13 protein-coding genes and 2 pseudogenes are annotated in these 10,664 nt (G+C 58.8%); 8 read left to right on the top strand and 7 right to left on the bottom strand.

The features are described 5' to 3' along the window. The first annotated feature begins 6 nt into the window (after positions 1-6). The 4 genes from ACQKP4_RS09570 (at position 7) to tsaA (ending at position 2,828) form a co-directional block, all read left to right on the top strand. Complete coding sequence (locus ACQKP4_RS09570; protein ID WP_427632521.1) at positions 7-480, top strand: acetyltransferase; 474 nt, start codon at positions 7-9, stop codon at positions 478-480. A gap of 185 nt (positions 481-665) precedes the next feature. After that, on the top strand, positions 666-1,376 hold the full coding sequence (locus ACQKP4_RS09575) for an rRNA pseudouridine synthase (RefSeq protein WP_427632523.1): 711 nt from the start codon (positions 666-668) through the stop codon (positions 1,374-1,376). 75 nt (positions 1,377-1,451) lie between these two features. Next, positions 1,452-1,922: a DUF1456 family protein gene (locus tag ACQKP4_RS09580; RefSeq protein WP_427632525.1), complete on the top strand. Its 471-nt coding sequence runs from the start codon at positions 1,452-1,454 to the stop codon at positions 1,920-1,922. Positions 1,923-2,129: 207 nt separating this feature from the next. Then, on the top strand, positions 2,130-2,828 hold the full coding sequence (tsaA, locus tag ACQKP4_RS09585) for a tRNA (N6-threonylcarbamoyladenosine(37)-N6)-methyltransferase TrmO (protein WP_427632527.1): 699 nt from the start codon (positions 2,130-2,132) through the stop codon (positions 2,826-2,828). 177 nt (positions 2,829-3,005) lie between these two features. Here the strand turns inward: tsaA and fpr are convergent, their stop codons facing one another. Continuing rightward, on the bottom strand, positions 3,006-3,785 hold the full coding sequence (gene fpr, locus ACQKP4_RS09590) for a ferredoxin-NADP reductase (protein WP_008054100.1): 780 nt from the start codon (positions 3,783-3,785) through the stop codon (positions 3,006-3,008). 122 nt (positions 3,786-3,907) lie between these two features. Here fpr and ACQKP4_RS09595 point away from each other — a divergent pair, with 122 nt between their 5' ends. Then, positions 3,908-4,834, top strand: coding sequence for a LysR family transcriptional regulator (locus tag ACQKP4_RS09595; protein ID WP_427632529.1), 927 nt, complete (start codon positions 3,908-3,910; stop codon positions 4,832-4,834). Here the strand turns inward: ACQKP4_RS09595 and ACQKP4_RS09600 are convergent. The 3 genes from ACQKP4_RS09600 to ACQKP4_RS09610 form a co-directional block, all read right to left on the bottom strand. Beyond that, on the bottom strand, positions 4,831-5,193 hold the full coding sequence (locus tag ACQKP4_RS09600) for a diacylglycerol kinase (protein WP_007947182.1): 363 nt from the start codon (positions 5,191-5,193) through the stop codon (positions 4,831-4,833). The genes ACQKP4_RS09595 and ACQKP4_RS09600 overlap by 4 nt on opposite strands. Before the next feature lie 75 nt (positions 5,194-5,268). Beyond that, positions 5,269-5,919 (bottom strand): response regulator transcription factor ErdR, encoded by a 651-nt coding sequence (gene erdR / locus ACQKP4_RS09605; protein WP_427632531.1) that lies wholly within the window; start codon positions 5,917-5,919, stop codon positions 5,269-5,271. 207 nt (positions 5,920-6,126) lie between these two features. Then, positions 6,127-6,885: a tRNA-uridine aminocarboxypropyltransferase gene (locus ACQKP4_RS09610; RefSeq protein ID WP_427632547.1), complete on the bottom strand. Its 759-nt coding sequence runs from the start codon at positions 6,883-6,885 to the stop codon at positions 6,127-6,129. Between the two features lie 167 nt (positions 6,886-7,052). Between ACQKP4_RS09610 and ACQKP4_RS09615 the strand changes: the two genes are divergently transcribed. Then, positions 7,053-7,478: a PA3611 family quorum-sensing-regulated virulence factor gene (locus ACQKP4_RS09615; protein ID WP_427632533.1), complete on the top strand. Its 426-nt coding sequence runs from the start codon at positions 7,053-7,055 to the stop codon at positions 7,476-7,478. Here the strand turns inward: ACQKP4_RS09615 and ACQKP4_RS09620 are convergent, their stop codons facing one another. Beyond that, a complete protein-coding gene (locus ACQKP4_RS09620; protein ID WP_427632535.1) occupies positions 7,479-7,673 on the bottom strand; it encodes a hypothetical protein in 195 nt (64 codons plus the stop codon). It lies immediately after the preceding gene. A gap of 362 nt (positions 7,674-8,035) precedes the next feature. On the opposite strand from ACQKP4_RS09620, the gene ACQKP4_RS09625 reads away from it, so the two are divergent. After that, on the top strand, positions 8,036-9,154 hold the full coding sequence (locus ACQKP4_RS09625; protein WP_427632537.1) for a TIGR00730 family Rossman fold protein: 1,119 nt from the start codon (positions 8,036-8,038) through the stop codon (positions 9,152-9,154). A 51-nt stretch (positions 9,155-9,205) separates the two neighbouring features. Here the strand turns inward: ACQKP4_RS09625 and recX are convergent, their stop codons facing one another. Both recX and recA read right to left on the bottom strand, forming a co-directional pair. Continuing rightward, complete coding sequence (gene recX / locus ACQKP4_RS09630; RefSeq protein WP_427632539.1) at positions 9,206-9,673, bottom strand: recombination regulator RecX; 468 nt, start codon at positions 9,671-9,673, stop codon at positions 9,206-9,208. 8 nt (positions 9,674-9,681) lie between these two features. After that, positions 9,682-10,569, bottom strand: a pseudogene (gene recA, locus ACQKP4_RS09635) (recombinase RecA); the annotation flags it as partial. 2 nt (positions 10,570-10,571) lie between these two features. Here recA and ACQKP4_RS09640 point away from each other — a divergent pair. Further along, a pseudogene (locus ACQKP4_RS09640) lies at positions 10,572-10,664 on the top strand (hypothetical protein); the annotation flags it as partial.

Genomic DNA, 10,664 nt, shown 5'->3' on the forward strand with positions numbered 1-10,664 from the left:
GCGGGCATGCGCCATCATTCGGTCATCCACACCCCGAAACACGCTGATTACCAGGAACTCACGCAAGTCTGGGAAGCCTCGGTGCGCGCCACCCACGACTTTCTGCCGGACAGTTACATCGAACTGCTGAAAAATCTGGTGCTGACCCGCTACCTCGACGCCGTGATGCTGATCTGCACCAAAGACTCGCGCCAGCGCATCACCGGGTTTGCCGGGGTGGCGGCGGGCAAGATCGAAATGCTCTTTATCGACCCGGCGCACCGAGGCCAGGGGCTGGGGAAACAGTTGCTGCGCTATGCCCTGGAACATTTGAACGCCGACGAACTGGACGTCAACGAGCAGAACCCGCAGGCGCTGGGGTTCTACTTCAAACAGGGCTTCGAGGTGATTGGTCGCTCGGAGGTTGATGGCATGGGCCAGCCGTATCCGTTGCTGCATATGCGGATGCGTCAGAACCAGCAACTGGCTCGCAACGGTTAACACAAGAACAGTGTGGGAGCGGGCTTGCTCGCGAAGGCGGTGGGTCATTCAACAGATGTTTTGACTGATCCACCGCATTCGCGAGCAAGCCCGCTCCCACAAAAAGCATCCACACTGAAATGGACCCGCGATTAACCCGCGCCCAGCAGGTACAATGCCCACCCCCTTTTTGTTACGGCCCTGTCATGACTGACCCGATTCGTCTCTCCAAACGCCTCATCGAACTCGTCGGCTGTTCCCGTCGGGAGGCTGAGCTGTTCATCGAGGGCGGCTGGGTTACCGTGGACGGCGAGGTCATCGACGAGCCGCAGTTCAAGGTCGAGAACCAGAAAGTTGAACTCGACCCAGAAGCCAAGGCCACCGCGCCGGAGCCGGTGACCATTCTGTTCAACGTGCCCGTGGGCATGGACGCTGACACCGCGATGGCGAGCATCAGCGCCGAGACGTTGAGCGAAGAACACCGCTTCAGCAAACGTCCGCTCAAGGGCCACTTCCTGCGCCTGACCGCCAGCACCGACCTGCAGGCCAACGCCAGCGGTCTCCTGGTATTCACCCAGGACTGGAAGACCCTGCGCAAATTGACCGCCGACGCCGCCAAGATCGAGCAAGAGTATGTGGTCGAGGTTGAAGGCGACATGGTGGCTCACGGCCTCAACCGCCTGAATCACGGCCTGACCTACAAGGGCAAGGAACTGCCGGCGGTCAAGGCCAGCTGGCAGAACGAAAACCGCCTGCGTTTTGCCATGAAGAACCCACAACCGGGCGTGATTGCCTTGTTCTGCCAGGCCGTGGGCCTGAAGGTCGTTGCTATCCGCCGCATCCGCATCGGCGGCGTGTCCATCGGCAAAGTGCCGCTGGGGCAATGGCGCTACCTGTCCGGCAAAGAGAAGTTCTAAGACTTTTCACGCCGCCCTACATTTCGGCGCCGCTGCTTATGCGGCGCCCACTGCTGAATATCAGGATTGCACACCATGATTCATAACGACGTACTGCGCAGCGTGCGCTACATGCTCGACATCAGCGACAAGAAAGTCATCGAGATCATCAAGACCGGCGGCATGGACGTGTCGATGGAAGACCTGCTGACGTACCTCGACAAGAAAGAGGAAGACGAAGAAGGCTTCGTGCGCTGCCCGGACGAAGTCATGGCGCACTTCCTTGATGGCCTGGTGATCTTCAAGCGCGGCAAGGACGACAGCCGTCCACCGCAGCCAATTGAAGTGCCAGTGACCAACAACATCATCCTCAAGAAATTGCGCGTGGCCTTCGAACTCAAAGAAGACGACATGCACGCGATTCTCAAAGCCGCCGAGTTCCCAGTGTCCAAGCCTGAGCTGAGCGCGCTGTTCCGCAAGTTCGGCCACACCAACTACCGCACCTGCGGCGACCAGCTGCTGCGCAACTTCCTGAAAGGCCTGACCCTGCGCGTTCGCCCGCAGTAATTGCCCACCAGCCCTGAACCGCCACCGAGCCCCCGCACGGGCCGGGGCGGCCTACGCGAGCAGCTCGCTCCCACCTGTTGAAATGCAATTCCCTGTGGCAGCGAGCTTGCTCGCGAAGGCACCGGCACCGGCACCGGCACCGGCACAACTGAATACAGGTCGATCGGGTTATCATGCCCGCCTCTTACCGCGCCCTGACCCCAGACCATGACCTACAGCGTTTCCCCCATCGGCTTCGTGCGCTCCTGCTTCAAGGAGAAGTTCGCGATCCCGCGCCAACCGCAACTGGCCCCCGCCGCTCGCGGCGTGCTGGAACTGGTGGCACCGTTCGATCAGGGCGATGCCGTGCAGGGGCTGGAGCAGGTCAGCCACGTCTGGCTGCTGTTCCTGTTCCATCAGGCCCTGGAGGAAAAGCCACGCCTGAAAGTCCGTCCGCCGCGCCTGGGTGGCAACAAATCCATGGGCGTGTTCGCCACCCGCGCGACGCATCGGCCGAACGGCATTGGCCAGTCGGTGGTGAAGCTGGACAAGGTCGAGGCGAATCGGCTGTTCATCTCCGGCATCGACCTGCTCGACGGCACGCCGATCCTCGACATCAAACCCTACGTGCCTTACGCCGACATCATCGACACCGCGTCCAACCGCATCGCCAGCGCCGCGCCGCAGTTGATTCCGGTGCAGTGGACGGATTCAGCGCTGCAACAGGCTCATGGTCATGCTCAGCGCCTTGAAGAACCGTTGGTTGCGCTGATCGAGCAATGCCTGGCGCAAGACCCACGCCCGGCGTACCAGACGGCTGCGCCTGAACGGCAATACGGCGCGCAATTCTGGGATCTGGATGTGCGCTGGCATTATCCCGAGGCCGGGGTTATTCGCGTGCTCGAAGTCATCCCCGCGAACGCCTGAACAGCAGAAACAAAAAAGCCCGCACGGCCTTCTCAGGCCGTACGGGCTTTTTTGATCGCCGCATAACCAATGTGGCGGCGGACTTACTCGCAAAGCGGTGATTCAGGCGGCATTGATGTCGACTGACACCTCGTCTTCGCGAGAAAGCCCGCTCCCACAGGTTCCCGCCCAGCGTGTTTACTTCTCGACGAACGCACGCTCGATCAGGTAGTCACCCGGCTCGCGCATCCGCGGCGAGACTTTCAGGCCGAAGCTGTTCAACACTTCGCTGGTCTCGTCGAGCATGCTCGGGCTGCCGCACAGCATGGCGCGGTCGTCCTGCGGGTTGATCGGTGGCAGGCCGATGTCGCTGAACAGCTTGCCGCTGCGCATCAGGTCGGTCAAGCGACCTTCGTTCTCGAACGGCTCGCGGGTCACGGTCGGGTAGTAGATCAACTTGTCACGCAGTGCATCGCCGAAGAATTCGTTCTGCGGCAAATGCTCGGTGATGAATTCGCGGTAAGCGACTTCGTTGACGTAGCGCACGCCGTGGCACAGGATCACTTTTTCGAAACGCTCGTAGGTTTCCGGGTCCTGGATGACGCTCATGAACGGCGCCAGACCGGTACCGGTGCTGAGCAGGTACAAATGTTTGCCAGGCTTCAAGTCATCCAGCACCAGCGTGCCCGTAGGCTTCTTGCTGATGATGATCTCGTCGCCTTCCTTCAGATGCTGCAACTGGGAAGTCAGCGGGCCATCTGGCACCTTGATGCTGAAGAACTCGAGATGCTCTTCCCAGTTCGGGCTGGCAATCGAGTAAGCGCGCATAAGCGGGCGGCCGTTGGGCTGTTGCAGGCCGATCATCACGAACTGACCGTTCTCGAAGCGCAAGCCCGGATCGCGGGTGCACTTGAAGCTGAACAGAGTGTCGTTCCAGTGATGAACACTGAGGACACGCTCGTGGTTCATGTTGCTCATGTACGTGGGACTCCTGGAGATTTTGCCTGCGCCTATGATGTGCGCAATTGCATCGCATTCTAATGGCAGCGACAATATCTGTTAAATGGATTATTAAGATAAGGGTTATCGGTTATATAGATATGCGATTTACTCTCCGTCAACTTCAAGTATTCGTCGCCGTCGCCCAGCAGGAAAGCGTGTCCCGTGCCGCGGGATTGCTCAATCTCTCGCAATCGGCGGCCAGCACGTCGATCACCGAGCTAGAGCGTCAGTCCAGCTGTCAGCTGTTCGACCGCGCCGGCAAACGGCTGAGCCTCAACGCCCTCGGCAAGCAGCTGCTGCCGCAGGCCGTGGCGCTGCTCGATCAAGCCAAGGAAATCGAAGACTTGCTCAACGGCAAGTCCGGTTTCGGCTCGCTGGCGGTCGGCGCCACCCTCACGATTGGCAATTACCTCGCCACCTTGCTGATCGGCAGCTTCATGCAGCGCCACCCGGAAAGCCAGGTGAAGCTGCACGTGCAAAACACCGCCAATATCGTGCAACAAGTCGCCCACTACGAAATTGATCTGGGTCTGATCGAAGGCGATTGCAGCCACCCGGACATCGAAGTGCAGAGCTGGGTCGAAGATGAGCTGGTGGTGTTCTGTGCGCCGCAGCATCCCTTGGCCAAACGCGGCAGCGCGACCATGGAAGAGCTGACCCACGAGGCATGGATTCTGCGCGAGCAGGGCTCGGGCACGCGCCTGACGTTCGACCAAGCCATGCGCCACCACCGCAGCACGCTGAATATCCGCCTGGAGCTGGAACACACCGAAGCGATCAAGCGCGCAGTGGAATCAGGCCTGGGGATTGGCTGCATTTCGCGGCTGGCCCTGCGTGATGCGTTTCGCCGTGGCAGCCTGGTGCCGGTGGAGACGCCGGATCTGGACCTCGCGCGGCAGTTCTATTTCATCTGGCACAAACAGAAATATCAGACGTCGGCGATGCGCGAATTCCTCGACCTGTGCCGCGCTTTCACCGCCGGGGTGCAGCGCAGCGACGAGATCGTGCTGCCCTCCATCGCTTAAAGCAGAATCACCGCCCACACCAGCGCGATCATGGTCAACGCCACGAATTGCGCGGCGCTACCCATGTCCTTGGCGTTCTTGGACAGTGGGTGCAGTTCAAGGGAGATGCGGTCGATGGCCGCTTCCACCGCCGAATTCAGCAACTCGACGATCAAGGCCAACAGGCAGACCGCAATCAACAGCGCCTGCTCGACACGGCTGACGTTCAGAAAGAACGAAATCGGAATCAGGATGACGTTGAGCAACACCAGTTGCCGAAAAGCCGCTTCGCCAGTGAAGGCCGCGCGCAGGCCGTCCAGCGAGTAGCCGGAAGCGTTGAGGATACGTTTTAGGCCGGTCTGGCCTTTGAAAGGTGACATAGAGTGGGCAACTGACCAAAAAGGAGTGGGAAAGCTAGATCAACCAAAGTCAAAAAAGCGTGAAGATGCCAACCCTCAGTGGCTCGAAATTGACTCAAGTTGTTGCAAGAGCAACGCTGCCTGGGTGCGGGTCCGCACGTTCAGCTTACGAAAAATCGCCGTGACATGAGCCTTGATAGTCGCCTCGGACACGCTCAGTTCGTAGGCAATCTGCTTATTCAGCAGCCCCTCGCAGACCATGGTCAGCACGCGAAACTGTTGCGGCGTCAGGCTGGCCAGGCCTTCGCTGGCGGCTTTGGCCTCGGCGGAAACACTCACCGCTTCAAACGCCTGAGGCGGCCAGAACACATCGCCATCCAGCACCGCACGCACCGCTTTCTGGATAACGCTCAGGTCGCTGGACTTGGGAATGAAGCCGCTGGCCCCGAATTCACGGGACTTGACCATGATCGACGCTTCTTCCTGGGCCGACACCATCACCACCGGAATCTGCGGATACTGACCGCGCAACAACACCAGCCCGGAAAAACCGTAAGCCCCCGGCATGTTCAGGTCCAGCAGCACCAAGTCCCAGTCGGACTTTTCGGTCAAGCGGGTTTCGAGCTCGGCAATGCTCGCCACTTCCACCAGACGCACATCCGGGCCCAGGCCCAGCGTGACGGCTTGATGCAGCGCGCTACGAAAAAGTGGATGGTCATCGGCGATCAGGATTTCGTATGTGGCCATTTTTTTAATGATCCTGTTTTTCAAACTCCGGGTGCAGCCACGGGGCTGCACCGACAGGGCGCGTTCAACACCAATTGCATGGCTATTGACGTAAAAAATACGGTTTATCAAACGTTGGCCGCGCCCCAATCGGCGCCCAGCATGCCCAGCGAATCCGGGGTGGTCAAGGTGCGTGGCCGCTACAGTTCTTTGCAGTATGGGCGACAATCAGCACATCACGGCGGCGCCGTTCTGCACAAACGGCAACAGTTCGGCGTGAGCCGGTGTTGCAACGTTCATGTCCAGTTGATGTTTCGCGTCGAGGTAATGCTGGCTGAACACATCGAAATAGGCGTCCAGCGCCGAAGCGGCCTCGGTATCGCCCGCCAGATCGAGGCACAGCGCGGCTACTTCGGCGGTGCACAAATGCTCGCTGCGGGTGGAGCGACGCAGACGATAGCGGGAAAGTTTTTCAGGCAGCAGGCTCAAAATCGGCAAACGATCAAAATACGGGCTCTTGCGGAAAATCTTCCGGGCTTCGGTCCAGGTGGCGTCCAGCAGAATGAACAACGGGCGCTTGCTGCTGTTGATATCGATGCTGTTGGTCACGCGCTCGGGTTCGACGTACTCGCCAGGGAATACCAGGTACGGCTGCCACTGCGGGTCAGCGAGCAACGCCAGCAATTGTGGGTCAGTTTCGGTACGCGACCAGATGAACGCATGGTTATCGGGTACCACGTCCGCGATAAGCCAACCGGTATTGCTCGGCTTGAACACTTCCTTGTTGGTCATGATCAGGCACACACCGGAGCGCGCTTCCACCTGGGGGCGCCAGGCGCACAGGCAATGGCTCTCGATTACACGGCAAGCGCGGCAGCGGGTGGCACGCCAGCCACGGGCCTGAATCGGCTTGATGCCCTCTTCCTCTCGCTGATCACGCAGGCGCGCGACGGCGTTTTCAGCAAATTGGGGGGTTTCAGGGCTCATCGCGGGAATTGACACGAAAACACTCGGCAGGCAGAAAGTGTCGGCAGTTTATCAGAGCCGCCCGCGCAAGCCTGTACCGTCCAGACCGCCTCCCCTATAATTCGCCGCCACTGAACGCACAGTCATGTGACGGGTCGAACCACCAGTCACTGAACCAGGAGAGTTTCATGCTGCGCCTTATCGTTCCCACCGCTGCCATTTTGCTGGCGTCGTCCTTCAGCGCTCAGGCTGCTTCCTTGAGTGAGCAGAATCTCAACAGAGAGCTGCGAAACGTCGCGGCACAAAGCAGTGCTGGCACACCACGGGCGATCAACGAAGACATTCTTGATCAGGGTTACACCGTCGAGGGCAACACGCTGATCAACCACCTGAGTGTGCAAAGCACCCACGCCGACAAGATGCGTGCGGACCCTAAAGCCGTGTATTTCCAGCTTGGCGCTTCGGTGTGCAATAACCCATCGTTCCGCAAACTGATGGCCAAGGGCGCCGTGATGCGTTACGACTTCACCGAGGTGAAGACCAACCGTTCCGTCGGCTCCGCCAGCTATCAGGAATCAGATTGCCCGAAAGCTGCACCCACCAAGAAAAAGTAATCACCTTGAATTGGCGCGCCGCTGTTCATCCTCGGCGCGCAGTTCTGCCAGCAATGCCTGCAAGTAACGTGATTGCCGCTCAGCGCCCTCCAGACGCCGGCAGCACTCCTCTTCGAGACTCAAATGATGGGTCTCGGCGGATGACTTCAGTAATCGATACAACTGCGTATCGATTTCCAGAATCACTCTTGTCATAGCCCAGCCTCCTTGCACCTCGCTCGTTCTCGAACGATAAATCCATGAACTGCTGTAACCGTGCGTCCTGCCTTTGACACACCGTCGTCTTGTCACGCCTGTAACTTAGTAAATCAGAGCGCCGGACACTCGGCTTGTGTTCAGACGAGCGGTGAAATCACCTTGCAAATGGTCAATAAGCGGTTGCCAGGAAAGACTTTGCGGCGCAATGATCAAGCCAGCGCAAACCTCTGCGGGGGTCTAGATTAATAGTGTTCCCATTCACTCTTCAGGGCCGGAAAGGGGCCGCCCGTGACGCGTCTTATTGTGCGAATGTTTCCTTCATCAAGGGAAAAACAGAGTCTGTATGGAAGGAGAAATTGATGCCTTACCAACCGAATGACCTCCTGAGCCGTCATTTTGAAGAAAGCGGCCACGACCTCACCAGCAAGGTCGAAGAGCAACTCAACCTTGTTTCACCCAACAGCCCGAATATCCCGATTTACCGCGACATGATCCTGACCGTGCTGCGCATGGCCCAGGAAGATCACAACCGCTGGAATGCCAAGATCACCCTTCAAGCGCTGCGAGAACTGGAGCATGCCTTCCGCGTGCTCGAGCAGTTCAGGGGGCGACGCAAAGTCACGGTCTTTGGCTCGGCGCGAACGCCTGTCGAACACCCGCTTTACGGATTGGCCCGAGAACTCGGCGCCGCACTGGCGCGCTCGGACCTGATGGTCATCACCGGTGCCGGCGGCGGCATCATGGCGGCGGCGCACGAAGGTGCTGGCCGGGATCACAGCCTGGGATTCAACATCACCCTGCCCTTCGAGCAGCATGCCAATCCCACCGTTCATGGCACCGCCAACCTGCTGCCATTCCACTTCTTCTTCACCCGCAAGTTGTTCTTTGTCAAAGAGGCCGACGCGCTTGTCCTGTGTCCAGGTGGTTTCGGCACCCTGGACGAAGCGCTGGAAGTGCTGACGCTGATCCAGACCGGCAAAAGCCCCTTGGTGCCGGTGGTGCTCCTCGATGCGCCGGGCGGCAAGTTCTGGCAAGGCGCGCTGGACTTCATCCACCATCAACTGGAGGAAAATCGCTACATCCTGCCCACCGACATGAAACTGGTAAGCCTGGTCTATAGCGCCGAGGAGGCGGTGGAGCAGATCAACCAGTTTTACAGCAACTTCCACTCCAGCCGCTGGCTCAAGCATCAGTTCGTGATTCGCATGAACCACAAGCTCAGTGAACGGGCGCTTGAACACATGCAGGAAGCCTTTGCCGATCTGTGTTTGAGCGATCACTTCCATCAGCATGCCTACAGCGGTGAGGAACACGACGAAGCGCAGTTCAGCCATCTGGCGCGGCTGGCCTTCAACTTCAACGCCCGTGATCACGGGCGGCTGCGGGAACTGGTGGACTACATCAACCTGCCGGAAAACTGGGCTCAGTCCAGGCCACAGGCACAGCAGCGATCACGTGAACCGTCCAAGGTGACCTAACCAAAAGGCAAAAAAAACGGCCCGCTATCGAAATAGCGGGCCGTTTTTTTATCAATCGTCCATTCCCCTGCCACTGAACAAGCGGCCGATCATCTCCATGGAATACCCCCGATAACTCAGGAAGCGGCCTTGCTTGGCACGCTCCCGGACATCTATCGGGAGATGCCCGGCAAACTTGCGCCGCCAGGTGTCTTCCAGTTGCTCCTGCCAATTGATACCGCTCTCGCGTAACGCCAGTTCAATATCAGTGCGCTGCAGGCCACGCTGGCTAAGCTCTTCACGGATTCGCAGAGGGCCATAACCAGAGCGTGCACGATAGGAGACGAAGCTTTCGAGGTAGCGAGATTCGGACAGTAAACCCTCTTCCGTCAGCCGGTCGAGCGCTGTGTCGATCATTTCAGGGAGAGCGCCGCGCTGACGCAGTTTACGCGTCAGCTCGACCCGACCATGCTCGCGTCGTGCGAGCAGGTCCATTGCGGTTCGCCGCACCGCGACGAGTGTATCGAGTACGGCGGTCATCGGATCAATCAGATATCAGCGTCAGCCAGGTCATCAGCAGTCTCTTTGACTGGCGATGCTTTCACGTCCGGCGCTGGAGTCAGCAGTTTGTCGCGCAATTGCTTCTCGAGCTTCGCGGCGATGTCCGGGTTATCTGCCAGGAACTTGGCCGAGTTGGCCTTGCCCTGACCGATCTTGGTGCCTTCATAGGCATACCAGGCACCAGACTTCTCGACGAAACCGTGCAGCACACCCAGGTCGATCATCTCGCCATTGAGGTAGATACCCTTGCCGTAAAGAATCTGGAACTCGGCCTGACGGAACGGCGAAGCCACTTTGTTCTTCACGACTTTAACGCGGGTTTCGCTACCAACGACTTCATCACCTTCTTTCACCGCGCCAGTGCGACGGATGTCCAGACGTACCGAAGCGTAGAACTTCAGCGCGTTACCACCGGTGGTGGTTTCCGGGCTGCCGAACATCACGCCGATCTTCATGCGGATCTGGTTGATGAAGATCACCAGGCAGTTGGCGTTCTTGATGTTACCGGTGATTTTACGCAGCGCCTGGGACATCAGACGGGCTTGCAGGCCCACGTGCATGTCGCCCATTTCGCCTTCGATTTCAGCCTTGGGTACCAGCGCCGCCACGGAGTCGACGATGATCACGTCAACCGCGTTGGAACGCACCAGCATGTCGGTGATTTCCAGGGCTTGTTCACCGGTATCCGGCTGGGAAACCAGCAGGTCATCGACGTTGACGCCCAGTTTGCCAGCGTACTCAGGGTCGAGGGCGTGTTCGGCGTCGACGAATGCGCAGGTCGCACCGGCTTTTTGAGCCTGGGCGATCACCGACAGCGTCAGCGTGGTTTTACCGGAAGATTCAGGACCGTAGATTTCAACGATACGACCTTTTGGCCCTGAAGGAAATTGGCTTCACCAAGGAAATCATCCCGAACTTCTACAGCGTGAAAGAGGCGGTGTTCCCATTCGCCAAATTCCCTGGCGTGGAC

Origin of the sequence: Pseudomonas sp. NPDC086278 (genome assembly GCF_050280905.1) — a bacterium.
Lineage (GTDB): Bacteria > Pseudomonadota > Gammaproteobacteria > Pseudomonadales > Pseudomonadaceae > Aquipseudomonas.

Bases quoted from the DNA above. Each gene is read 5' to 3' on its own strand.
- ACQKP4_RS09570 (WP_427632521.1), top strand. From the start codon at position 7: ATGCGCCATCATTCGGTCATCCACACCCCGAAACACGCTGATTACCAG.
- ACQKP4_RS09575 (WP_427632523.1), top strand. From the start codon at position 666: ATGACTGACCCGATTCGTCTCTCCAAACGCCTCATCGAACTCGTCGGC.
- ACQKP4_RS09580 (WP_427632525.1), top strand. From the start codon at position 1,452: ATGATTCATAACGACGTACTGCGCAGCGTGCGCTACATGCTCGACATC.
- tsaA (WP_427632527.1), top strand. From the start codon at position 2,130: ATGACCTACAGCGTTTCCCCCATCGGCTTCGTGCGCTCCTGCTTCAAG.
- fpr (WP_008054100.1), bottom strand. From the start codon at position 3,785: ATGAGCAACATGAACCACGAGCGTGTCCTCAGTGTTCATCACTGGAAC.
- ACQKP4_RS09595 (WP_427632529.1), top strand. From the start codon at position 3,908: ATGCGATTTACTCTCCGTCAACTTCAAGTATTCGTCGCCGTCGCCCAG.
- ACQKP4_RS09600 (WP_007947182.1), bottom strand. From the start codon at position 5,193: ATGTCACCTTTCAAAGGCCAGACCGGCCTAAAACGTATCCTCAACGCT.
- erdR (WP_427632531.1), bottom strand. From the start codon at position 5,919: ATGGCCACATACGAAATCCTGATCGCCGATGACCATCCACTTTTTCGT.
- ACQKP4_RS09610 (WP_427632547.1), bottom strand. From the start codon at position 6,885: ATGAGCCCTGAAACCCCCCAATTTGCTGAAAACGCCGTCGCGCGCCTG.
- ACQKP4_RS09615 (WP_427632533.1), top strand. From the start codon at position 7,053: ATGCTGCGCCTTATCGTTCCCACCGCTGCCATTTTGCTGGCGTCGTCC.
- ACQKP4_RS09620 (WP_427632535.1), bottom strand. From the start codon at position 7,673: ATGACAAGAGTGATTCTGGAAATCGATACGCAGTTGTATCGATTACTG.
- ACQKP4_RS09625 (WP_427632537.1), top strand. From the start codon at position 8,036: ATGCCTTACCAACCGAATGACCTCCTGAGCCGTCATTTTGAAGAAAGC.
- recX (WP_427632539.1), bottom strand. From the start codon at position 9,673: ATGACCGCCGTACTCGATACACTCGTCGCGGTGCGGCGAACCGCAATG.